This window comes from Christiangramia echinicola DSM 19838, from assembly GCF_000423065.1.
Classification (GTDB): Bacteria; Bacteroidota; Bacteroidia; order Flavobacteriales; family Flavobacteriaceae; genus Christiangramia; species Christiangramia echinicola.
On the sequence record NZ_AUHG01000010.1, the window covers coordinates 676,876 to 700,050 of the forward strand.

Below are 23,175 nucleotides of genomic sequence, written 5' to 3' on the forward strand. Positions count from 1 at the left end.
AAACCTACCGGTTATTAAAGATTTATGGAGAAGACAATAGACGAAAAAAAACAGGGGAATTCTTTAGTAATGGAGCCTAAGGCTGCAAATAGCCGAAAGCTTTTTATTGAAAGTTATGGTTGCGCTATGAACTTTAGTGATAGCGAAATTGTAGCTTCAATTTTATCTAAAGAAGGTTTCAATACTACTCAAAAACTTGAAGAAGCAGATCTTGTGCTTGTAAATACCTGTTCGATCAGGGATAAAGCAGAGCAAACTGTACGTAAGCGTCTGGAGAAATATAACGCCGTAAAAAGGATAAATCCAGGGATGAAAGTTGGAGTTCTTGGCTGTATGGCCGAGCGTTTAAAAGATAAATTTCTCGAAGAAGAAAAAATAGTAGACCTGGTTGTAGGTCCAGATGCATATAAAGATCTGCCAAATCTTATAAGTGAAGTTGAAGAAGGACGTGATGCTATTAACGTTATTCTTAGTAAGGAAGAAACTTATGGCGATATTTCACCAGTAAGGCTGCAAACAAACGGCGTCTCAGCTTTCGTGTCTATTACCCGTGGTTGTGATAATATGTGTACTTTTTGCGTGGTTCCTTTTACAAGGGGAAGAGAGAGAAGTCGTGATCCGCAAAGTATCGTGGAAGAAGTGAACGATCTGGCCGCAAAAGGATATAAAGAGATTACCCTTCTTGGGCAAAATGTAGATAGTTATCTGTGGTATGGTGGCGGACTCAAAAAAGACTTCAAGAATGCTACAGAGATCCAGAAAGCTACAGCAACTAATTTCGCGGCCCTTTTAAAACTTGTGGCCGAAGCGCAACCGAAAATGAGAATTCGTTTCTCTACCTCCAATCCTCAGGATATGACTCTCGATGTGATTGAGGCTATGGCGAAACATCGTAATATCTGTAATTATATTCATTTACCCGTGCAGAGTGGGAGTGATCGTATTTTGAAAAAAATGAATCGTTTACATACACGGGAAGAATATTTTACTTTAATAGACAATATTAAAAAGATGATCCCTAATTGTGGGATCTCACATGATCTTATAGCTGGGTTCCCAACAGAAACTGAAGAGGATCATCAGGATACGCTTTCGTTAATGGAATATGTGAAATATGATTTCGGTTATATGTTCACTTATTCTGAAAGGCCTGGAACTATGGCGGAGCGCAAATTGGAAGACGATGTTCCGGAAAAAGTTAAGAAAAGAAGACTTCAGGAGATCGTGGATCTTCAGCAAAAACATAGCAGGCGAAATACAAAGCAGGCCGTAGGGACGGTAGTTGAAGTGCTTATAGAAAAAGAATCAAAGAAATCTGATGCGCATTGGAGCGGAAGAAATGAGCGTAATACGGTAACAGTATTTCCGAAGGAAAATTATAAAATTGGTGATTTTGTGAATGTGAAAATTAATGATTGTACCAGTGCAACATTAATTGGAGAACCAATTGGATATAGCGACAATAATTAATCAAAAAAGTCACGGTAAGGAAATAGGTCTTACTGTTTAATCATTACCGAATATTTGTAAATGGAATCAGTTCAGGCAATAAAACAACGATTTGGGATCATAGGCGATGACCCCAAACTAAACCGTTCGGTTGAAAAAGCGATCCAGGTTGCTCCTACAGATATTTCTGTATTAGTGACGGGAGAGAGCGGGGTAGGGAAAGAAAGTATTCCCAAAATAATCCATGCGCTTTCCCATAGAAAACATGGTAAATATATAGCAGTTAACTGTGGAGCGATTCCGGAAGGAACAATTGACAGTGAGCTTTTTGGGCATGAAAAAGGTGCTTTTACCGGTGCGACTCAAACCAGGAATGGTTATTTTGAGGTGGCCGATGGTGGAACCATATTTCTGGATGAAGTTGGGGAACTACCACTTACTACCCAGGTTAGATTGCTAAGGGTTCTTGAAAATGGAGAGTTTATAAAAGTAGGTTCCTCCAAGGTTCAAAAAACCAATGTTAGAATTGTTGCGGCTACTAACATTAATATGTTTGAATCTATAAAAAAGGAAAAATTCAGAGAAGATCTTTATTACAGGTTAAGTACGGTTGAAATACACCTCCCACCGCTTCGTGAGCGGAAAGAAGACATTCATTTGTTGTTTAGGAAATTCGCTTCAGATTTCGGACTTAAGTATAAAATGCCTACTATTAAATTAGAGGATGAAGCTGTAGACCTGTTGTTAAAGTATAGATGGGGTGGTAATATTCGTCAGCTAAGAAATATCGCAGAGCAGATCTCGGTCCTGGAGCAAAGCCGAAGTATAAGTGCTGCCGGACTCAGGCATTATTTGCCAGATGTTGGTAGCAATCTTCCTGCTGTTATCGCAGATAAAAAACAGGAAGGTGATTTCAGCAATGAAAGAGAAATCCTTTATAAAGTGCTTTTCGATATGAAAGGCGATCTGAATGACCTGAAAAAGCTAACCTTGAAGTTAATGCAGGAAGGCGATAGTAAGCAGGTGCAGGATGATAATGAAGGTCTCATTCAGAAAATCTATGGGAACAGCGGAGATGATATTGATGAGGCAGATATAGACGATGATGATGAACTGAACGTGCTTCAAATTCCGCAGGATAATAATTCTTCTTCTGCCAGACAGCAGGAGGAAAAGGATAAATATTATTTTGCTGAGGAAATTGAAGAGGAAGAAACACTTTCTCTTCAGGATAAAGAACTGGAGCTTATTAAAAAGTCTTTAGAAAGGCACAGCGGGAAACGAAAGGCTGCGGCCGAGGAGTTGGGGATCAGTGAGCGAACACTTTATCGCAAGATCAAACAATATAATCTATAATTTCAGGTTTTTATTTTATGAAAAAACTTCTAATATTCTCAAGTCTAATTTGTTTTACATTCTTATTTCAGGCTTGCGGAATTTATTCCTTCACCGGGGCAGATACCGGGGAGGCAGAAACTTTTCAGGTAAACTTTTTTCAGAATAATGCCGATCTTGTAGAACCTGGTATAGACAGGACGTTTACTCTTTCACTTCAGGACCTTATTCTGAACCAGACCAGTTTGAATCTCACAAATACTAACGGAGATCTTATCTTCGAAGGTGAGATCACAGAATATTATATTTCACCAATGTCTGCAACTGCTCAGAATACTGCGGCACAAAATAGATTGACGATTTCGGTGAATGTGAGGTATTATAATACTTTGGAACCAGAAAAAGATTTTGAACGAAGATTTTCATTTTATTATGACTATGCGGCGCAAACTCAACTTGTTGGGTCCGATTTGGAAACGGCGCTGGATGAGATCTATACAAGGTTAACTCAGGATATTTTCAACGCGGCACTAACCGACTGGTAATGGATGTAAAAGAACTTACATATCTATTAGAAAATCCGGGAGAGATCACTTCAGAACAAACTCGTGAGATCGAAAATATTCTTGCGAAAGCGCCTTATTTCCAGGCGGCGAGGGCAATTAGATTAAAAGGTCTTAAAGAGCACCAGGAGTTTACTTATAATGATGCTTTAAAGAAAACAGCGGCTTATACCGCAGACCGGAGCATACTTTTTGAATTTATTACTTCGCAGGAATTCAATCAAAACCAGATCGCGAAGCAAATTCGTGACCAGGAAGAAAGATTAAAGCAGATCACGGTTTATGAACCTGAAGAAGTTCATGGAAGGCGTAGTATAGATATCGATGAGGCGATAAAAATGAAGCAGTCTGAATCTGAAAGGGTAATGGATCCTGCCTTATTTGAAAGACCGCACAAACCGGAAATTACTGAAGATCCAGAAATTGATAAACCGGAAGAGTCAGAAGAAGATAAACTTGGAATAGGTAAGCCACTGGAATTCGACGGGAAAGAATCCCACTCTTTCTCTGAATGGTTGAAACTTACCAAAGCTCAGCCTATTGAAAGGGAAGAGAATAAAATAGAGCAGACAGATGAAACGCGATCGCGTAAATTTGAACTCATAGAGGAATTTATTTCAAAAAATCCTAAGATAAAGCCCGGGAAAATTGCCAATAAAGCGAACCTTGCAGAGCAAAGCACAACGGCGCCTGAGTCCCTGATGACAGAGACTTTAGCAAAGGTTTATCTGGAGCAGAAAAATTATAAAAAAGCTATACAGGCATATAAAATATTAATTTTGAAAAATCCCGAAAAAAGTGGTTTCTTTGCAGACCAAATTCGGGCAATCGAGAAATTACAAGACACTAATAACGAATAAGAATGAGTACATTCACTATTTTTTTAGCTTTAATAATTATCGTAGCATTTTTGCTGGTAGTTGTAATCATGGTACAGAATCCTAAAGGAGGAGGGCTTTCTTCATCTTTCGGAGGCGGTGGTCAGCAAATGGGAGGTGTTAAGAAAACAACAGATTTTCTTGATAAAAGTACCTGGACACTTGCTACATTATTATTGGTATTGATCTTACTTTCTAACGTAACTATTATGGATGCACCTGCAGATGCAGCATCTGGAGTTTTTGAAAGTGATGAACCTGTAAATACTGAAGCTCCTGCGACTCAGTCTCCGGCGCAACAACCGGCAGAAACTGACAGCACGCAGTAAATTTCACAAAATATTATAATTTGAAAATGCCAGCTTATGACAAGCTGGCATTTTTTATTTGGTATTGGCAGGATTAAGCTAGTGGCATAATTTTAGAAATATCCCTAACTCAATTAATAAATTAATTAACCTATAATAAAATTTATAAAAAATGGGACTAAACGTTAAACCGCTTTCAGACAGGGTAGTTATTGAACCTGTTGCTGCAGAAAATAAGACTGCATCTGGTATTATTATTCCTGAAACTGCTAAAGAAAAACCTCAAAAAGGAAAAGTAGTGGCTGTTGGTGCAGGAACCAAAGATCATAAGATGACCGTTAAGGAAGGTGATATGGTTCTTTATGGAAAATATGCTGGTACCGAGCTTAAGCTTGAAGGTACAGATTATTTGATCATGCGGGAAGATGATATACTTGCAATAGTATAAGCTTAGAATCAACAAAAAATTCCCTGCTTCCTGCCGGGAATACATCATAAAATAATTAATTAACCACATTTTTTCAGAGCTATTATAGTTCTTGAAAAGTAAAATTTATAAAAATGGCAAAAGATATAAAATTTGACATCCAGGCCCGTAACGGGATTAAACGTGGAGTAGATGCATTGGCCAATGCTGTAAAAGTAACTTTAGGACCAAAAGGGCGTAATGTTATTATTAGCAAATCATTTGGAGCGCCAACAGTAACTAAAGATGGTGTTACTGTAGCAAAAGAGATCGAACTAGAAGATCCTCTTGAAAATATGGGGGCTCAGATGGTTAAAGAAGTGGCTTCTAAAACCAATGATCTTGCTGGTGATGGTACTACTACTGCAACTGTTCTTGCTCAGGCTATCGTAAAAGAAGGTCTTAAGAATGTTGCTGCCGGTGCAAATCCAATGGATCTTAAAAGAGGTATCGATAAAGCGGTTACAGCTTTAACGGCAGATCTTGCTAAGCAAACAAAAGAAGTTGGAGATTCTTCAGAGAAAATTAAGCAGGTTGCTTCTATTTCAGCGAATAATGATGACATGATTGGTGATCTTATCGCTCAGGCTTTTGGAAAAGTAGGAAAAGAAGGAGTAATTACAGTTGAAGAAGCAAAAGGAACTGAAACTCACGTAGACGTGGTTGAAGGGATGCAATTTGACCGAGGATATCTTTCTCCTTACTTCGTAACAAATTCAGAAAAGATGACTGCAGATCTTGAAGATCCGTATATTCTTCTTTTCGATAAAAAGATCTCTTCAATGAAAGATCTTCTTCCTGTACTTGAGCCAGTAGCTCAGTCTGGAAAACCATTATTAATTATTGCTGAAGATGTAGACGGAGAAGCACTAGCAACTCTTGTTGTAAACAAACTTCGTGGATCACTTAAGATTGCAGCTGTAAAAGCTCCAGGATTTGGTGACCGTAGAAAAGCAATGCTTGAAGATATCGCTATACTTACAGGTGGTACTGTAATTTCTGAAGAAAGAGGATTCTCTTTAGAAAATGCAACTATAGATATGTTAGGTACTGCAGAAAAAGTAGCTATTGACAAGGATAATACAACTATTGTAAATGGAGCTGGTGAAGATAAAGCTATCAAAGAAAGAGTAAACCAGATCAAAGCTCAGATCGAATCTACAACTTCAGATTACGATAGAGAAAAACTTCAGGAACGTCTTGCAAAACTTGCAGGTGGTGTAGCCGTACTTTATGTTGGTGCAGCTTCAGAAGTGGAAATGAAAGAAAAGAAAGACCGTGTAGATGATGCACTTCACGCAACCAGAGCGGCTGTAGAAGAAGGTATTGTTGCTGGTGGTGGTGTTGCTTTAGTTCGAGCTCAGGCTGTATTAAGCAAGATCAAGACAGAAAATGCGGATGAAGCAACTGGAGTACAGATCGTTTCCAGAGCAATAGAGTCTCCATTAAGAACAATTGTTGAAAATGCAGGAGGAGAAGGTTCAGTTGTGATCAATAAAGTTCTTGAAGGTAAGAAGGACTTTGGTTACGATGCTAAGACCGATACCTATGTAGATATGATGAAAGCAGGTATTATAGATCCTAAGAAAGTAACCAGAGTAGCTCTTGAAAATGCTGCTTCTGTTGCTGGAATGATCCTAACTACTGAGTGTGCATTGATCGACCTTCCAGAAGATAACGCTGGTGGTGGTGGAATGCCTCAAGGTATGGGAGGCGGAATGCCAGGAATGATGTAATATCTCATCACAGATAATAAAAAGAGCCCGACTGAAAAGTCGGGCTCTTTTTATTTCTAGTTTAATGTAATTGAGATGTTATTCTGGTTTTTTCATGAAGTCAAAACCCCCTTCACGCAGATTGATTCCAAATTCCAGATAAGCTTTCATGCAGGCTAGAAAATTTGCCCAGCCTTCTGTATTTCTTCCCAGCCAGGTAATTCCTTCTTCATTTGGTTCCATTTTACCTTCGGTTAGTTTCACCAGGGTTTGATTGTTCGGTCTTTCCTCAAGTTCAATTTTCACCTCCAGATCGCGATCCTTACTTCCTTCCCATTCAAAAATAATCAGTTCTGGAATCTTTAGCTTTAAGATCTTTACATCTATTTTCATATCAGGAAATTCTGGAAAACCCCAGATAACAGACTTGCCTTCTTCCATTTTATCAGCTCCCGGAGAAATGAAATAATTAGACATTTTTTCGGGATCTATGATAGCATCAAAAACTTCATTTCTAGGTTTCGCTATTTGAAGTTTAGCGTTTATTTCCAGGTTCTTCATATTATTATGATCTTTAGAAAATAAATATCGGAATTTCTTCAGAACGAACCTAGGAAGTAAAACTCATAAATGAATAGCAGAAAAATATATAGAAAAAGTAAAGAAGTCTTAATTCTGTTCTTCTTCTACCTCTTCGTTTTGAAGGTTCTTTTTGGTCCGTAAGAAGTACTTCGGGCTAACTCCGTATTTTTCCTTGAATATTTTTGAAAAATAACTTCGGTTATTAAGCCCAATGGAAGTAACGATCTCTGAAATATTCTTTTCAGAAAGCTTGAGCATTTCTTTCGCAGCTTCCAGCTTTACATGCTGCATATATTTGTTAACGGTAAGATTGTATACATATTTAAATCCTTCCTGAAGCTTATTTACATTGGTGCCCGCTTCTTTTGCTAGAGACTCTACAGTGAGGTTTGTACTTAGGTCTCCCTGTATTCTCTTGGCTACATAATCTACCTTTTCAATATCAGACTTTCTAAGGATCTTTGGGAGGTTTTCACCATTCTCATCATCTTCGTATTGTCCAATTTGAATTACTAACATTTCAAAAGCCTTGCCTTCCAGGAATAGGTTCCGAAGAAAACCGGTGTATTCTTTAGTGTTGATGTCGTCCATTAAATCTGCAGCCCTGATGCTATAATTTCCCTGGTAGAAAAATTGCTTTTTGGAGACCGCATCTTTGAACAACTCCTTTAAAGTTGGATCAAGATCTTTAAAGTCATAATTAGATCTATGGGCGAAAACAGATCTAATAATTTCAAGACTTGAGACATGTGTGGCAACATCTTTTTTGAAGTATAGAATATGCCCCTCATATCCGTTACTACTCACAACAATATTCTGGTAAGTATCTATCGTATGTATTTGATCACTTTTTTGAAAACAGTGACCAACGTTTCCTTCAGAACAAAAAATAAATTTAAGTGGATGAACAGTGTTTAATGAGAAGTGAAATTCCACATCTTCGTAAAACTTACAATTATAAGTCAAAAACCCCATCCCTGAATCAAAACTTACTCCTCTTATATAACCTTCTCCAAGGTATTCAGGTATCTCTACGGTTAGCTCCCCGCTTCTGTCCTGTAATTCTGTATCAAGTGTTTCAGCAATGTCCTCCAGGATTTCATTTACCGGTAGGGTTTTAACAACAATTCTCATTTGTAAGTTTCTTACATTTCACGCTTAATAAAGTTAAGCGTTTTTTAACTAATAATTTAGAAATAATGCCGGCGTAAAATTATCATTTGCCTGAAAAAATTAAGAATTCACAGGAAACATATCTTTCTTTGAGGTAATTGTAATGCGAAAAACGTTATTTAAAATTTTATTTCTCTGATTTCTCTGATTTCTCTGAAGTATTGTTACTTTTTAGAGATTCTGAATTATATGTTAAAACCTTTTATAGCTCTTTTAAAGGTCTTAATTTCAAGAAAAACTTCATTATGAGCGCAGATAAAGATAGATCTTCACCTGTACCCACAGATCACAAAGAATCTGAAACAGGCAGAAATCAGTCAACCGAAACAAGGACCAATAATTCAGGATCCAAATTATGGATTGTTATACTTATCGTTATCGTTTTTTTGCTTATCATTCTTTCTGTAACCGGAGTGGTAAATCTTTAAAAACTATACCGGCCTATTTATCGTAGATATTATAAATACCATAAGTATAAAAATTGAATTATGTCTAAAAATTATTATGATCCGGCCGACTTACGAAAATTCGGTGAAATAACAGAATGGAGCGAGGAACTTGGTTCTAAATTCTTTGATTATTACGGAAAGGTATTCGAAGAAGGTGCACTATCTGCCCGGGAGAAATCTCTAATTGCCCTGGCTGTTTCACATGTAGTAAAATGTCCTTATTGTATAGACGCGTACACCAAAGATGGTTTGCAAAGAGGTATCACCAAAGAAGAAATGATGGAAGCTGTTCATGCCGGAGCTGCTATAGAAAGTGGTGCGACATTAGTGCATGGTGTGCAAATGATGAATAAGTACAAAAAGCTGAGTATGTAAGTATTTTCGTTTAACGAGTACTAATTAATACAAAGCAAGAATATATTTTATGCCAATAAAGTCCCTGAAAGCTAGAAAGGATGACCTTTCCAGTCCTGAAAATCAATTAAAATTCCTGAGTAACGGTATTTTTCGAAAAGGAGATTTACCAACCTTTAAAGAGAAAATTGCTGAAACCGGTAATTTTCCACTTAAACCTAAAAAACTTGAAATTCTTCAGTTGAATCTTGGTTATATGTGTAACCAGGTTTGCTCTCATTGCCATGTAGATGCCGGTCCCGACAGGAAGGAGATCATGACGGTTGAAACTATGAAGCAGTGTCTGGAAGTGATTAAAAACACAGGCGCTCATACCCTGGATCTTACCGGTGGAGCTCCAGAAATGAATCCTAATTTCAGGTGGTTTGTAGAAGAAGCTTCCAAAGCTGGGATCAAGGATTTTATAGTTCGTTCAAATCTCACCATTATTCTGGCAAATAAGAAGTATCACGATCTGCCAGAATTTTTCAAAAAGCACAATGTGCACGTTGCATCATCCCTTCCTTTCTATAAAAGGGAAAAAACAGATAAGCAACGTGGAAGCGGAGTTTTTGATAAGTCTATCAAAGCTTTGCAAATGCTGAATGCTGTAGGTTATGCCCAGGAAGGAACAGGTCTGAAACTTGATCTGGTTTACAATCCTTCAGGTGCATTTTTACCTACAGATCAGGAAGCGATGGAAAATGATTTCAAAGTTGCTTTAAAAGAAGATTTCAATATAGATTTTAATAATTTGTTTGCGATCACTAACCTGCCTATCAGTCGTTTTCTGGAATATCTTATTGCGTCAGAGAATTATGAGGATTATATGTATGCCCTGGTAGACGCCTACAATCCCACTGCAGTTGAGAATGTAATGTGTACCAATACAATTTCAATAAGTTGGGATGGTTGGTTATACGATTGTGATTTCAATCAAATGCTCGATTTAAAAGTAAATAGCAAAGTGCAGCACATTAGTGAATATAACGAAGATCTCCTTAATGATAGGGATATCATTATTTCTCAGCATTGCTATGGTTGTACTGCAGGTGCAGGTAGTAGTTGCCAGGGAAGTGTAGCTTGATCATGAAAGCCCGATATCTAATAATCCTATTTTCAGTATTCATTTTAAATGGGATGAATGCTCAGGATTCGCTGGAAAGTCTTCTGAAAAAATACAATTCGGGAAAGATTTCCTATACCTCAGTGGAAGAACTAAGAATGGATCAACTCAATAATGAAGTGTTGATATTAGATGCTCGGGAACCCGAGGAATTCAAGGTTAGTCATATTGAAGGAGCGCTAGAAGTGGGGTTCAATGATTTTGATATTTCAATATTAGATAGTTTTTCGAGGGAGAAGAAGATCGTAGTCTATTGTTCTATAGGAATAAGGTCTGAGAATATTGGAATAAAATTGGAGAAATCAGGTTTTGAAAATGTTGAAAATCTGTATGGCGGAATTTTCGAATGGAAAAATAAAGATTATCCTTTAGTTGATGAGAAAGGCGAGGCTACAAACAAAGTGCATGCATTTTCAAAAAGCTGGTCTAAATGGCTGAAAAAAGGCAAAAAAATATATTAAGTGAATAAAGAATATAAAGATAGATTATTACTCATCTTCACTAAAAATCCAGTCGCGGGAAGAGTTAAAACCAGGTTAGCGAAAGACCTGGGCGACGACAGAGCTCTCAGGATATATAAATTTTTGCTGGACCATTCAGTAGAATTTACTTCAGGTGTAAATGCTGAAAAGATCGTGTATTATTCAGATTCTGTTAAAGAAAAAGATATTTGGAGTTCAGATATCTATCAAAAAAGGAAGCAATTAGGAGAAGATCTTGGACAAAGAATGTTTAATGCATTTCAGGATGGTTTTAAAGAAGGATATCAAAAGATCATAATTATAGGTAGTGATATGTACGATATCGAAACTTCAGATATAGAACTGGCATTTTCAGAATTAGAAAAGCATGAATATGTGATTGGCCCTGCTTTAGATGGGGGTTATTATTTATTTGGAATGAAAAGCCTTAATTCGAATGTCTTTGTTAATAAAGATTGGGGAACTTCCAGTGTTCGTAAAGATACTCTGAACGATCTGAAAGGTGAAGACGTGAAATTATTAGAAACTAAAAACGATGTAGATCTGCTCGATGATATAAAAGATCACCCTGCATTTCAGAAATTTATAAAAATATGACTGAAAGAATTAATGAAGCTGTAGAATATCTTCAATCTAAAGGTTTTGGTGAACCAGAGGTGGGGATCATTCTTGGTACCGGTTTAGGTAAATTACTAGATGAGGTTGAGATTGAAAAGGAAGCGAGTTATAATCATATCCCGTATTTCCCTACAGCGACTGTAGAATTTCATAAAGGTAAACTTATCTATGGAACCTTACAGGGTAAGAAAGTGGTTATCATGCAGGGTAGATTCCATTTGTATGAAGGCTATAGCTTGTTTGATGTGACTTTTCCGGTAAGGGTTATGAAACGCCTTGGTATGAAGAAACTTCTAGTTTCAAATGCATCTGGAGCGATCAATCTTAATTTTAAGAAAGCAGAATTAATGCTTATTGATGATCATATAAATCTCCAGGGGGGATCACCTTTGGCTTTCCATGGAGTAGATCAACTAGGCGAGCGATTTGTTGATATGAGTGAGCCATATGACTCCAAAATGAATTCAATTTTCGAAGAGGCTGCTAAAAAATTTAATATTACCCTGCATAAGGGAGTGTATGCTTCTGTACTGGGGCCTCAACTCGAGACCAGGGCAGAATACCGTTATTTAAAGATCATTGGTGCAGATGCTGTGGGAATGAGTACAGTTCCGGAAGTTATTGTGGCTAATCATCTAGGTATTCCTACTGCGGCTATTTCAGTAATTACAGATCAGGGAGATCCTGAAAATCTTGAAAAAGTCGATATTCAGGACATCCTGGCTAATGCTGCAAAGGCAGAACCTAACATGGTGAAATTATTTAAAGAATTACTTCAGAAAATATAAGATGAGTTATTTAGAAACTACAAAAGATGTTTACAGAGATGCAGCGCTAACACCAGATGTTGGACTGTGTTGTACTACGAACCCAATTTGGGAATTACCGGGTCTTAAGATCCCTAAGATCATGCAGGAAATGAATTATGGTTGCGGAAGCACCGTTCATGCCCGTGATCTTACAAATAATCCCAGGACACTTTATGTAGGTGTTGGAGGTGGAATGGAATTATTGCAATTCGCTTATTTCTCAAGGCAAAAATCTGGAGTTGTAGGGGTAGATGTAGTGGATGAAATGTTGGAAGCATCCCGAAAGAATTTTAAGGTTGCTGAAGAAATGAATCCCTGGTTTAAATCTGAATTTGTTGATCTTAAAAGAGGAGATGCCACAGATCTTCCAGTTGAAGATAATTCTATAGATGTAGCAGCTCAAAACTGTCTCTTCAATATTTTCAAGACAGAAGAGCTTACAAAAGCTTTAAAGGAAATGTATCGTGTTTTGAAACCTCATGGCCGTCTGGTAATGAGTGATCCAACCTGCGAACAGGAAATGAACGATGAGCTGAGAAATGATGAGCGTTTACGTGCATTATGTCTAAGCGGAAGTCTGACAATTAAAGATTACGTAAAAGCTTTGACAGATGTTGGTTTCGGAACGATTGAAATAAGGGCTAGAAAACCATATAGGATTCTTGATCCTAAGAACTACCCAACAGATGAGCTTATTTATATAGAATCTATCGAGGTTGCAGCGATAAAAGATCCAATGCCAGAAGACGGACCGTGCATCTTTACCGGGAAAGCTGCCATTTATTATGGAGATCTGGATCATTTTGATGATGGGAAGGGGCATATTTTATTAAAGAATCAGCCCATTGCGGTCTGTGATAAAACCGCCGGAGCTCTGGCCGATCTGGGTAGAGATGATATTTATATAAGTGAGTCAACTTACCATTACGATGGTGGGGGTTGTTGCTAATATTAGTTGTGTCGGTCTTAGCGCGATCTTAAGATGTAGAATTCAAAAAGAGAGATTATGAAAAAGTTGATTTTAAGTTTTATCATATTAATATCAGGAGTATGTATGTTCGCTTCCTGTAATCTAATTTCCAGCGCAGGCCTTAATAGTAAAGGTTTGCCAACTCCAGATGTTTCTGAAGGAAGTTCAGCAAATGCTGAACAGATTCTGGATCACGGTACCTGGGATAATTTGCTGAAAAAGCATGTGAGGAAAAGCGGAATGGTAGATTATAAAGGTTTTAAAAATGATCGTGCGAAACTCGATGAATATTTAAAGATGCTTTCTTCTCAGGAACCTACGGAACAATGGAGTAATAACGAATTGTTAGCATACTATATCAACCTTTATAACGCCTATACAGTTGATCTCATTTTGAATAATTATCCAACTAAAAGTATCAAGGATATCGATAGTCCGTGGACGAAGGAGTTCGTAAAGGTTGGAGATACTGAAATCTCACTAGGTGGAATTGAAAATAGTGTACTTAGAAAAATGAATGAGCCCAGAATTCATTTCGCGATCAACTGCGCGTCTATTTCTTGTCCTAAATTATTGAATGAAGCGTATACGGCTGATAAAGTTGAAGAACAATTGGAAAGAGTGACCAGAGAATTTGTCAATTCAGATAAGAACGAGATCACTGAAAATTCAGTTAAGCTATCTTCGATCTTCGATTGGTATAAAAAAGATTTCAAAGAGAATGGAACGCTAATCGATTATGTAAACCAGTATTCTGAAACCAGAATTAATTCCGGAGCTTCTGTTTCTTATAAAGAATATGATTGGAACTTGAATGAAGCAAAATAAAGATACCAATGATAAGTATAATCATTCCGGTATATAATGAAGAAGATCAGCTTCCAAAGCTTTTAATGCATCTGGAAGCTTCGTCTTCCGGGAAAATCTCAGAATTAATTGTTGTGGATGGAGGGAGTACAGATAATACTGCCGTAATCGCTAAAGATCATCCAAAAGTATTATATATCTCTTCGGAAAAAGGTCGGGCGGTACAAATGAATACCGGCGCCAAGATTGCCAGTTCTGAGATCTTATATTTCCTGCATGCCGATAGTATACCTCCTGAAAATTTTGATTCACTTATTGTTGAAGAGGTCCAAAATGGAAATAAAGCAGGATGTTTTCAAATGAAATTTGATAAGGATCACTGGTGGCTTAATTTAATGGGGTATTTTACTAAGGTTAACCATATTTCCTGTCGCGGAGGAGATCAGTCCCTATTTGTAAACAGGGAACTTTTTAATGAATTGAAAGGTTTTGATGAAAACTACAGGGTTTATGAAGATAATGAGTTTATCAAACGGCTTTATGATACTGGTAATTTTATAGTTATTAAAAGTTGGATCACAACTTCAGCCCGCCTCTACGATAAAATGGGGGTTTGGAATACGCAGCGCCTTTTTCTGGAGATATATTGGAAAAAAAGAAGAGGAGCATCTGCTAAAGAACTCTACAACCACTACTACAAAAGAGTTAATTCCTGAATTTTCTATAATATTCTCTAACCGTATTTTCTGCAGGTTTATTTTGAGGAGTAAATCGGTCATTTTTAAGTCCACCGGAATCTATAGGCTGATGCCATTTCCATAGAAATCCTCCTCCAAACCAATTCTCGGTCCAGAATTCTTCATAGATACTTTCCAGTGCCTTCGCCTGTAGATTATGATTAATATTAGAAATTTCCCTGCCTGAATTCCATGGCTCTTTTAATGCATGATCCTTACTTCTATAGCCATACTCTGTAAAAAGTACTGGCTTCTGGTATTTATTAGATAACTCCTTCAGCATTGCTTTGTGATCTATCCATCCCTTATTAATCTCCTCTTTAGTTGGGGAAGCTGAATCATGTAAAGGGAAATAGGCATCTGCACCAATATAATCCAGTTTCTGCCAGATCTCTGTCTGGTCTACTTTATCCCAATTTTCAGCATATACCAACTTGCCATTATATTTCTTTCGAATTTCAGCAATTAGATCATTCCAGAAATCTGGCCTTAGTTTTACGAAATTGTATAATTCTGTCCCGATGCAGAAAAGATCCAGGTTATATTTTTCGGCGATTTTCACATAGAGTAGAATATACTGCCGGTATGAATCCTCAAATTTTTTCCAGTCAGCTTCTCTCTTGAATTCAAGATCACCTGTAAAATCGCCATTACGCAGCCAGATATGCGGTTTCATCATGATCTGAAGGTCTTTCTCCTTCAGTAGTTGAATGCTATGCTCTATACCTTTGACCCGTTCCCCGAACCATTGTCTTTCAATATTATAGATGAGCTCAGGATTTTCATTATCTCTTATAAAAGCATAAGGCATTAGCGCTATAGAATTTGCATTTAGTTTAATGATCGGTTCTAAATGTTCCTTTCTTAGACTGTCTCTAGAAGCTACTAAACTAATTCCGTTAAGTTTTCTGATAGGTATTTCTGCCTGGCACGACCATAGTATGACAACGATCGGAATTACGATCATCGTGAGTTTCAGAATGGAAGATTTATAGAGCATTTATTTATGGTATATAATCCTTAACGTACTTGGGATTCTGGCTATTTTCAGCGTACTTTACTAAACTGCCATCTGGCTTTCAGCCAAATTATAAAAAATTAATGGAGCATATTGTAATTATTGGGAATGGAATTTCAGGGATCACTGCCGCCAGGCATATCCGCAAAAATTCTGACCATAAGATCACTGTTATCTCCGGTGAATCTGATTATTTCTTTTCCCGTACCGCTTTGATGTATGTTTACATGGGGCATATGAAGTGGAATCATTTAGAACCATATGAAGATTGGTTCTGGGAAAAGAATAGAATCGATCTTAAAAAAGCTTGGGTTGAAGCTATTGATTTTAATAAGAAAAAATTGCGTTTCTCTTCAGGAGAACCTTTGGAATATGACAAACTGGTTATAGCAACCGGTTCTGTATATAATAAATTTGGTTGGGAAGGCGAAGAATTAAAAGGAGTTCAGGGGTTGGTTTCCAAACAAGATCTCATTGAACTTGAAGAAAATACTCCTTACACTAAAAAAGCTGTCATTATTGGTGGTGGCTTGATAGGAGTAGAGCTTGCAGAAATGCTAAGAACAAGAAAAATCGAGGTGACTTTCCTGGTGCGCGAACAGGCTTTCTGGAACAATGTTTTACCGTTCCCTGAAGCGAAAATGATCTCTGAACATATTGCCTCACATGGGGTTGATCTCAGGCATAATGCTGAATTAGATAAGATCCTCTCAGATGATAATGGAAGAGTGAAGGCCGTGCTTACCAAAGATGGCGAACAAATAGATTGCCAGTTGGTGGGACTTTGCGCCGGAGTAAGGCCGAATATAGATTTTCTGAAAGATTCAGAATTGGAAACCGAAAGAGGTATACTCGTGAATGAGTACCTGGAAACGAATATCCCTGATGTTTACGCGATGGGAGATTGTGCCCAGCAGAGAAACCCGATCGGATTAAGAAAACCAGTCGAAGCGGTTTGGTATACAGGGAGGATCATGGGTGAAACCATTGCTCAGACCTTAACTGGAAACAAAACTGCTTATGAACCAGGAAACTGGTTTAATTCAGCCAAATTCTTTGATATAGAATATCAAACCTATGGGTGGGTCTGGCCTAAGCCAAAGGCTAATGAGCAACATTTTCACTGGAAACACAAGACAGAGGATAAAGCGATCACAATCTCTTTTAATTCTGAAACCAATGAGTTTCTAGGCATTAATACATTCGGAATTAGAATGAGGCAGGAGATCTTTGATCTTTGGTTGAATGAGAACCGGAAAATAGATCATATTCTGGCTAATCTGAAATTAGCCAATTTCGATCCTGAATTTTATAAAAGCCACGAAAAAGAGATCTTTAAAAGTTTTAAAAATAACCTACAGCAAGTATAGTTATGAGCAGAATAGAACATAATATGTCACTAACCGGAGATGCTCCTGCATCTATCAATGTTCAGCAGAAGTTGGCAACGCTCCTGGGAATGTCTGGACTTTTCATTCTCTTACTTGCAGCGCTAAATATCAATTTTCCGAATAAAATTCTATGGCTAAGTATTTCTCTCCTTTCCATTTTTGCCGGAATTGTGTGGTTTGCGAAGGCGGCTTATACGGGGAAACATCCCGGAATTAAGAACGACGGAGTCTGGTTTAAATTAATGTCGAGCAGGGGTTACCTGGCATGGCTTGCCGGGATTTCACTCACCGGATTTTACGTTATACTTTATTTCTATCCGGAATATATAGGCCTTCGAGCTGAAGGGGATAATGTTGGATTAATAGCGCTATTTGATCCTTTTAGTAAATTGCTTAGTGGTAATCCCGCGAGCCAGTGGTTCGTATACGGAACACTTTATACTATTGCCATTGCTGCATTCGGGATAAAGTTCATGTGGAAATATCGCCATAATCGCTACGAAAAATTAAGGACGGTTTCGGTAATATTCTTTCAAACTGCTTTCGCTTTTCTAATTCCTGAATTTATGGCGAGGCTCAATGGTAAAGGTTTTAGTTTACCTTACTATGATCTTAAAAATATCTGGCCGCTTAATTATTACAATTTTGAACAATATCGGGTAGATGATTTTATCTCTGCAGGAAACATAGGACTGGCTTTATTACTTTTTGGAATTGCATCGATATTTATCATCACTCCTATTCTGACTTATAAGTATGGAAAACGCTGGTATTGCAGCTGGGTTTGTGGTTGCGGTGGCCTGGCAGAAACTGCCGGAGATCCCTACAGACATCTATCAGATAAAAGTCTTTTTGCCTGGAAGGTAGAAAGATGGGTGGTGCATAGTGTGGTTGTATTTGTGGTGGTTATGACTACGGCGGTTATATATTCTTATCTGGGTGATGATGCTTCAAAATACTGGTTAACCAGAGATACATTCCTTATTGGTGTGGGTGTTTTTCTCACCTTGCTTTTTGCCGCAATCTGGTATTTTAAAAGAGAGGAGCTGGAAAAGGATGCACGCTACGGTGCTATAGGATATTTAGCGATTGTACTTTCATTAATAGGTTTTCATTATATGAGCGGGCAGAATTTATTTCTGTTTAATGCTGAAACCTTAAGACAGGCCTATGGTTTTCTAATTGGAGCTATTTTTAGTGGGGTTATTGGTACAGGATTCTATCCAATTTTCGGAAATCGGGTTTGGTGTAGATTTGGTTGTCCTATGGCAGCGATCTTAGGAATGCAGCAACGACTTTTTTCAAAATTCAGAATTACAACTAATGGCGGTCAGTGTATTTCCTGCGGAAACTGTTCTACTTATTGCGAGATGGGAATAGATGTTAGGGCTTATGCTCAAAAAGGTCAGAATATTGTTAGATCAAGCTGTGTGGGATGCGGAATCTGTTCCGCAGTTTGCCCAAGAGGAGTTTTAAAACTTGAGAACGGCTCTCAAAATAATCGTATAAATTCTGATGAGGCAGTAATGGGTGATAATATAGATCTTCTAGACCTGATCAACCAAAAGAGCAAATAATTTGTAAGGAAATAGCGTACTTTTGCACTTCCTACTAAACTAAGAATTTTGCAGACCCCGGTACCACCTGTTATCAAGGTAATTATTCCCGCATTTAACGAAGCCGATTCCATTTTTCATGTGATCGCCGATATTCCGGAATTTGTTGATGAGGTGATCGTGGTTAGTAATAATTCTACAGATAACACTGAGCTGAATGCCGAAAACGCCGGTGCTACGGTGCTATTAGAATCTCAAAAAGGATATGGTTATGCCTGTTTAAAAGGCATGGACTATGTTTCAAAGCAAGAGAACAAACCCGATATCATTGTCTTTCTTGATGGAGATTATTCAGATTATCCTGAAGAAATGTCGAAGATCGTGAATCCAATAATTCACGAAAATATAGATTTCGTAGTTGGCGGCAGGGTGAGCAAATGGAGGGAAAAAGGCTCAATGACCCTTCCGCAGATATTCGGAAATAAACTGGCTACAACCTTAATGACTCTGTTTTTCAATTCCAGGTTTACAGATCTGGGACCATTTCGAGCGATAAAGTATGAAAAACTGCTTCAGCTCAAGATGGAAGATAAAACTTATGGCTGGACGGTTGAAATGCAACTGAAGGCTTTACGACAAAACTTTAGCTACGCTGAGGTTCCTGTGCATTACAAGAACAGGATAGGCGTGTCAAAAGTTTCTGGAACGATCAAAGGTGCTATCTTTGCGGGCGTGAAGATTCTTGGTTGGATTTTTAAATATAGTTTTAAATGATAGATGTCGCGGTAATAATACTCTACACCCTTGCCTTACTCGTTATTTTCATCTACAGCCTTTCCCAGCTTCATTTACTAATAAACTATTTAAAGGCTACTAAGAGCACTGATGAGGTTCAAAAATTCGATTTTTCTACCGAAGGATTACCGCAGGTTACTATCCAACTTCCGTTATATAATGAATATTATGTAGTTGAAAGACTACTAAAGAATATCGCCAGGATCAACTACCCGAAAGATAAGTTGGAGATCCAGGTTCTGGATGATTCTACAGACCATTCTATTGAAAAGACCTCTGGAATTATTGAAGAACTGCAGAAAACGGGACTTGATATACAGCACATCCAACGAGAAAACCGAACAGGATTTAAAGCAGGTGCCCTGAAAGAAGGACTTAAGATCGCTAAAGGAGAATTCATTGCGGTATTTGATTCAGATTTCGTTCCGGGCGAGAATTGGTTAATGGAGACCTTGCCTTATTTCAAGAACCCTAAGATTGGAGTGGTGCAAACCCGTTGGGGCCATTTGAATAGAGATTATTCTTTGCTAACCCGAATTCAGGCATTTGCACTTGATTTTCATTTTATACTGGAACAAACCGGAAGAAACTTCGGTAGGAACTTTATCAATTTTAATGGTACGGCTGGAATCTGGCGAAAGGAATGTATTCTCGATGCCGGGAACTGGAGTGGAGATACGTTGACTGAAGATCTCGACCTGAGTTACCGTGCCCAGATGAAAAAATGGGAATTTAAATACCTCGAAAATGTAGAAACTCCGGCGGAATTACCGGTAGTGATCAGTGCGGCCAGGAGTCAGCAATTTAGATGGAATAAAGGAGCGGCAGAGAATTTCAGGAAGAACTACGGTAAATTATTAAGGGATAGATCGGTTTCTATTGCTACGAAATTCCATGGATTCTTTCATTTATTGAATTCCAGTATGTTTCTCATCGTGCTTTTATTGGCGGTTTTGAGTGTTCCGGTTCTTTATATAAAACATAACAATCCCACATTTTCTGGCTATTTCAATGTGATGGCAGGATTTGCCATTAGCACATTTATTTTCTTTGCCTGTTATTATGTGGCCTATTCTAAAATTCACGGTAAAGGGATCAAGAGTTTTTTCAAATTCGTAGGAATGTTTATCACATTCTTTTCTATCGCAATGGGATTTTCAGTTCACAATACTCTGGCGGTTTTAGAAGGACATTTTGGTAAAAGGTCAGAATTTATCAGAACGCCGAAGTTCAATATCAATTCTGGTAAGGATTCCTGGAAGGGAAATACATATTTAACCAATAGATTTTCGAAAAATGTTATAATTGAAGGCCTGCTCTTCCTTTATTTTGGCTTTGCAATCTGGAGCGCGTTTAAGCTAAATGATTTTGGACTTCTTATTTTTCATTTGATGTTATTCACTGGATTCGGCTTTGTATTCTTTAAAAGTCTGAGAGCTTAAATTTTTATATTTTAGCTGGAAACCTACTTTTCTTCCATGGATGTCAGATTTCTGCAGCTTTACAAGATCCCTATTTTAATGGCACTTTCCTCTGCCGCTTTCTATTTTTCATTCGGATATGGATTGGACCGGTCAGATTTTCCAAAGTTGATATTGCTTTATGCAGCCTTATGTTTTCTAAGTTTTAAGCTGGTAAATATGCTTAAGACAGACTTAAAGCTTTTGATAGGTCTGGCAGTATTATTCCGACTCGTTTTCTTGTTTTCCTTACCTAATCTCTCCCAGGATTATTTCAGATTTATCTGGGATGGGAGACTTGTTGCGGAAGGCTGGAATCCATATCTATACATTCCGAATGAATTGATCGAGCGCCAAAATTTCAGTATTGCTCAAGCTAAAGAATTGATCAACGGAATGGGAAGTTTAAGTGCTGGCCATTTTTCAAATTATCCGCCATTAAATCAGCTGATCTTTGCAATTTCAGGATGGATTTCTTCTTCCAGTATTTTAGGTTCGGTGATCGTTTTTAGATTGATAATCATCCTGGCAGATATTGGGACTTTTATTTTTGGTAGAAAGTTATTAAAGTCAATGGGAATGGATGAGCACAGGATCTTCTTGTATATCCTGAATCCTTTTATCATTATTGAAATGACCGGAAACCTGCATTTTGAATCGGTCATGGTGTTTTTCCTGGTGCTTTCTCTCTATTTATTACATAAAGGAAAGTGGTTCTTAAGCGCAATTATTCTTGGTTTATCAATTTCCATCAAATTACTGCCATTGCTGTTATTGCCATTGCTTTTTAAGTATTTTACTAATTCCAAAAAGCTTTCCGGCTTCGGGAAATTATTTTTGTTCTACTTTGTTTGTCTTCTAACTGTGGTATTAACTTTTCTGCCGTTTTATTCAGCTGAAGTTTTCTCAAATTTTATGGCCAGTATAGGTTTATGGTTTGGGAAATTCGAATTTAATGCAAGTATATACTATCTCGTCCGCTGGATTGGTTTCGAGGTGAAGGGGTATAATATCATCGAGACTGCGGGGAAAGTTCTACCATTTATCACAATTTTGATTATTCTTGGATTGACTTTTTTCAGAAACTTTCGAGACACAAAGCAATTAGTTACAAATATGTTATTCGCGATGACAGCTTATTTACTGCTTTCAACCACTGTACATCCATGGTACTTGGCAATCCCGTTACTTCTAAGCGTCTTTACCGATTTTAAATATGTGTTGATATGGACAGGTGTGATCATGTTCAGTTATTACGCTTATTCCAATCCTGAGTACCAGGAGAGCTTTTGGTTAATCGCGATAGAATATCTGGTGGTGCTTTATTTTCTAATATTGGGAATATTCAGAAAAAAGAAAACTGCTATTGGTTAAGCTTCAAACTTTTCACCTACTTCAGCATCAGTTTTTTTCAATAGGTACATATCTCGCATATAAATGATCGCACCGAAGAAATGTGCTGCTATAAGCACCGGATCCTGTCTGAATATTCCGTAAGTGAATAATAGGGCAGAACCAATTAGACTAAGAATCCAGAATCCCATGGGTAATGATGATTCCTGAGTTTTTTCAGAATGATACCACTGGTAAAAGAATCTTGAGGTATAAATGATCTGGGCTAGTATTCCTAAACCTATAAGCCAGCCCGAGATATTTTCGGTCTTGAATAGATCACTCCAGCTTAGACTTCCAAGAAACCATATATAGGCCGTTATTCCAATTGGAAAAACGATAATAAGGATCTTGAAAAGTATATTCCTGTTGTGCCATTCTCCCATTAAATTGAGATTACGCCAGTAAATACCGTATATTAGAAATTGACCCAGCATAATGGCGAGGTCTTCACGTAAATATCCGTAAGTAAAAAGAAGGATAGAAGCTAATAAACTCAGCTTCCAGAATAGAACCGGAGTTTCAACTTTCTTTGATTTTTCAGATAGGAACCATTGAGAGATCAATCTAGCCGAAAATAGAAGTTGGGCTAAAAAACCGATTGCGAAAATGGGCCAGTCTTGCATAAATTCAATAAATAATAAAGCTGTTCAATATTAATCATTATGATACATTGAACAGCCTTAATTTCCTGTAATTATTT

25 protein-coding genes are annotated in these 23,175 nt (G+C 37.6%); 21 read left to right on the forward strand and 4 right to left on the reverse strand.

The annotated features are described in order from the left end of the window. Nucleotides 1-24 precede the first annotated feature (24 nt). The 7 genes from miaB to groL all read left to right on the forward strand — a co-directional run bounded on the left by miaB (nt 25) and on the right by groL (nt 6,735). Nucleotides 25-1,470, forward strand: coding sequence for a tRNA (N6-isopentenyl adenosine(37)-C2)-methylthiotransferase MiaB (gene miaB, locus G530_RS0103560; RefSeq protein ID WP_026933220.1), 1,446 nt, complete (start codon nt 25-27; stop codon nt 1,468-1,470). Between the two features lie 60 nt (nt 1,471-1,530). After that, nucleotides 1,531-2,805: a sigma 54-interacting transcriptional regulator gene (locus tag G530_RS0103565; protein WP_026933221.1), complete on the forward strand. Its 1,275-nt coding sequence runs from the start codon at nt 1,531-1,533 to the stop codon at nt 2,803-2,805. A gap of 17 nt (nt 2,806-2,822) precedes the next feature. Continuing rightward, nucleotides 2,823-3,329, forward strand: coding sequence for an LptE family protein (locus tag G530_RS0103570; RefSeq protein WP_026933222.1), 507 nt, complete (start codon nt 2,823-2,825; stop codon nt 3,327-3,329). Continuing rightward, a complete protein-coding gene (locus G530_RS0103575) occupies nt 3,329-4,207 on the forward strand; it encodes a hypothetical protein (protein ID WP_026933223.1) in 879 nt (292 codons plus the stop codon). The genes G530_RS0103570 and G530_RS0103575 overlap by 1 nt, the downstream gene beginning before the upstream one ends. A 2-nt stretch (nt 4,208-4,209) precedes the next feature. Then, nucleotides 4,210-4,554, forward strand: a complete 345-nt coding sequence (secG, locus tag G530_RS0103580) for a preprotein translocase subunit SecG (protein ID WP_026933224.1) — start codon at nt 4,210-4,212, stop codon at nt 4,552-4,554. Between the two features lie 151 nt (nt 4,555-4,705). Next, nucleotides 4,706-4,981: a co-chaperone GroES gene (locus G530_RS0103585; protein ID WP_026933225.1), complete on the forward strand. Its 276-nt coding sequence runs from the start codon at nt 4,706-4,708 to the stop codon at nt 4,979-4,981. Nucleotides 4,982-5,094: 113 nt separating this feature from the next. Then, nucleotides 5,095-6,735, forward strand: a complete 1,641-nt coding sequence (gene groL, locus G530_RS0103590; RefSeq protein ID WP_026933226.1) for a chaperonin GroEL — start codon at nt 5,095-5,097, stop codon at nt 6,733-6,735. 78 nt (nt 6,736-6,813) lie between these two features. Here groL and G530_RS0103595 read toward each other — a convergent pair whose 3' ends face one another. Both G530_RS0103595 and G530_RS0103600 read right to left on the reverse strand, forming a co-directional pair. Continuing rightward, the gene (locus tag G530_RS0103595) at nt 6,814-7,275 is read right to left on the reverse strand and encodes an SRPBCC domain-containing protein (protein ID WP_026933227.1); all 462 of its coding nucleotides are present in this window, start codon (nt 7,273-7,275) and stop codon (nt 6,814-6,816) included. Nucleotides 7,276-7,383: 108 nt separating this feature from the next. Then, complete coding sequence (locus G530_RS0103600) at nt 7,384-8,430, reverse strand: helix-turn-helix domain-containing protein (protein ID WP_026933228.1); 1,047 nt, start codon at nt 8,428-8,430, stop codon at nt 7,384-7,386. Between the two features lie 284 nt (nt 8,431-8,714). Between G530_RS0103600 and G530_RS0103605 the strand changes: the two genes are divergently transcribed. From G530_RS0103605 to G530_RS0103645, 9 genes are read left to right on the forward strand one after another with little or no spacing between them, the layout of a single operon-like run. After that, on the forward strand, nt 8,715-8,897 hold the full coding sequence (locus G530_RS0103605) for a hypothetical protein (RefSeq protein ID WP_156888588.1): 183 nt from the start codon (nt 8,715-8,717) through the stop codon (nt 8,895-8,897). Nucleotides 8,898-8,957: 60 nt separating this feature from the next. Beyond that, a complete protein-coding gene (locus G530_RS0103610; protein ID WP_026933230.1) occupies nt 8,958-9,293 on the forward strand; it encodes an arsenosugar biosynthesis-associated peroxidase-like protein in 336 nt (111 codons plus the stop codon). A gap of 49 nt (nt 9,294-9,342) precedes the next feature. Next, nucleotides 9,343-10,398, forward strand: a complete 1,056-nt coding sequence (gene arsS / locus G530_RS0103615) for an arsenosugar biosynthesis radical SAM (seleno)protein ArsS (protein ID WP_026933231.1) — start codon at nt 9,343-9,345, stop codon at nt 10,396-10,398. Between the two features lie 2 nt (nt 10,399-10,400). Further along, nucleotides 10,401-10,898: a rhodanese-like domain-containing protein gene (locus tag G530_RS0103620; RefSeq protein ID WP_026933232.1), complete on the forward strand. Its 498-nt coding sequence runs from the start codon at nt 10,401-10,403 to the stop codon at nt 10,896-10,898. Next, complete coding sequence (locus G530_RS0103625; protein ID WP_026933233.1) at nt 10,899-11,516, forward strand: TIGR04282 family arsenosugar biosynthesis glycosyltransferase; 618 nt, start codon at nt 10,899-10,901, stop codon at nt 11,514-11,516. Next, nucleotides 11,513-12,325, forward strand: coding sequence for a purine-nucleoside phosphorylase (locus tag G530_RS0103630; protein ID WP_026933234.1), 813 nt, complete (start codon nt 11,513-11,515; stop codon nt 12,323-12,325). Before G530_RS0103625 ends, G530_RS0103630 begins: the two co-directional genes overlap by 4 nt. Nucleotide 12,326: 1 nt before the next feature. Beyond that, a complete protein-coding gene (gene arsM / locus G530_RS0103635; protein WP_026933235.1) occupies nt 12,327-13,295 on the forward strand; it encodes an arsenosugar biosynthesis arsenite methyltransferase ArsM in 969 nt (322 codons plus the stop codon). Nucleotides 13,296-13,352: 57 nt separating this feature from the next. Further along, the gene (locus tag G530_RS0103640; protein WP_026933236.1) at nt 13,353-14,144 is read left to right on the forward strand and encodes a DUF547 domain-containing protein; all 792 of its coding nucleotides are present in this window, start codon (nt 13,353-13,355) and stop codon (nt 14,142-14,144) included. An 8-nt stretch (nt 14,145-14,152) separates the two neighbouring features. Beyond that, nucleotides 14,153-14,839: a TIGR04283 family arsenosugar biosynthesis glycosyltransferase gene (locus tag G530_RS0103645; RefSeq protein WP_026933237.1), complete on the forward strand. Its 687-nt coding sequence runs from the start codon at nt 14,153-14,155 to the stop codon at nt 14,837-14,839. Here G530_RS0103645 and G530_RS0103650 read toward each other — a convergent pair. Continuing rightward, complete coding sequence (locus tag G530_RS0103650) at nt 14,829-15,827, reverse strand: glycoside hydrolase family 113 (protein ID WP_240472123.1); 999 nt, start codon at nt 15,825-15,827, stop codon at nt 14,829-14,831. The two genes, G530_RS0103645 and G530_RS0103650, sit on opposite strands and share 11 nt — an antisense overlap. 134 nt (nt 15,828-15,961) lie before the next feature. On the opposite strand from G530_RS0103650, the gene G530_RS0103655 reads away from it, so the two are divergent. Genes G530_RS0103655 through G530_RS0103675 form a run of 5 tightly spaced genes read left to right on the forward strand, consistent with a single transcriptional unit; the run spans nt 15,962 to nt 22,454 of the window. Continuing rightward, a complete protein-coding gene (locus tag G530_RS0103655; protein ID WP_026933239.1) occupies nt 15,962-17,248 on the forward strand; it encodes an NAD(P)/FAD-dependent oxidoreductase in 1,287 nt (428 codons plus the stop codon). Nucleotides 17,249-17,250: 2 nt separating this feature from the next. Beyond that, on the forward strand, nt 17,251-18,846 hold the full coding sequence (locus tag G530_RS0103660; RefSeq protein ID WP_026933240.1) for a 4Fe-4S binding protein: 1,596 nt from the start codon (nt 17,251-17,253) through the stop codon (nt 18,844-18,846). Between the two features lie 48 nt (nt 18,847-18,894). Beyond that, nucleotides 18,895-19,599, forward strand: coding sequence for a glycosyltransferase family 2 protein (locus tag G530_RS0103665; RefSeq protein WP_026933241.1), 705 nt, complete (start codon nt 18,895-18,897; stop codon nt 19,597-19,599). Further along, on the forward strand, nt 19,596-21,062 hold the full coding sequence (locus G530_RS0103670) for a cellulose synthase family protein (RefSeq protein WP_035715744.1): 1,467 nt from the start codon (nt 19,596-19,598) through the stop codon (nt 21,060-21,062). The genes G530_RS0103665 and G530_RS0103670 overlap by 4 nt, the downstream gene beginning before the upstream one ends. A 36-nt stretch (nt 21,063-21,098) precedes the next feature. After that, nucleotides 21,099-22,454 (forward strand): MptA/MptB family glycosyltransferase, encoded by a 1,356-nt coding sequence (locus tag G530_RS0103675; RefSeq protein WP_026933243.1) that lies wholly within the window; start codon nt 21,099-21,101, stop codon nt 22,452-22,454. Here G530_RS0103675 and G530_RS0103680 read toward each other — a convergent pair. Further along, entirely contained in the window at nt 22,451-23,098 is a 648-nt protein-coding gene (locus tag G530_RS0103680) for a lipid-A-disaccharide synthase N-terminal domain-containing protein (RefSeq protein WP_026933244.1), read from the reverse strand. The two genes, G530_RS0103675 and G530_RS0103680, sit on opposite strands and share 4 nt — an antisense overlap. Nucleotides 23,099-23,175: the final 77 nt, after the last annotated feature.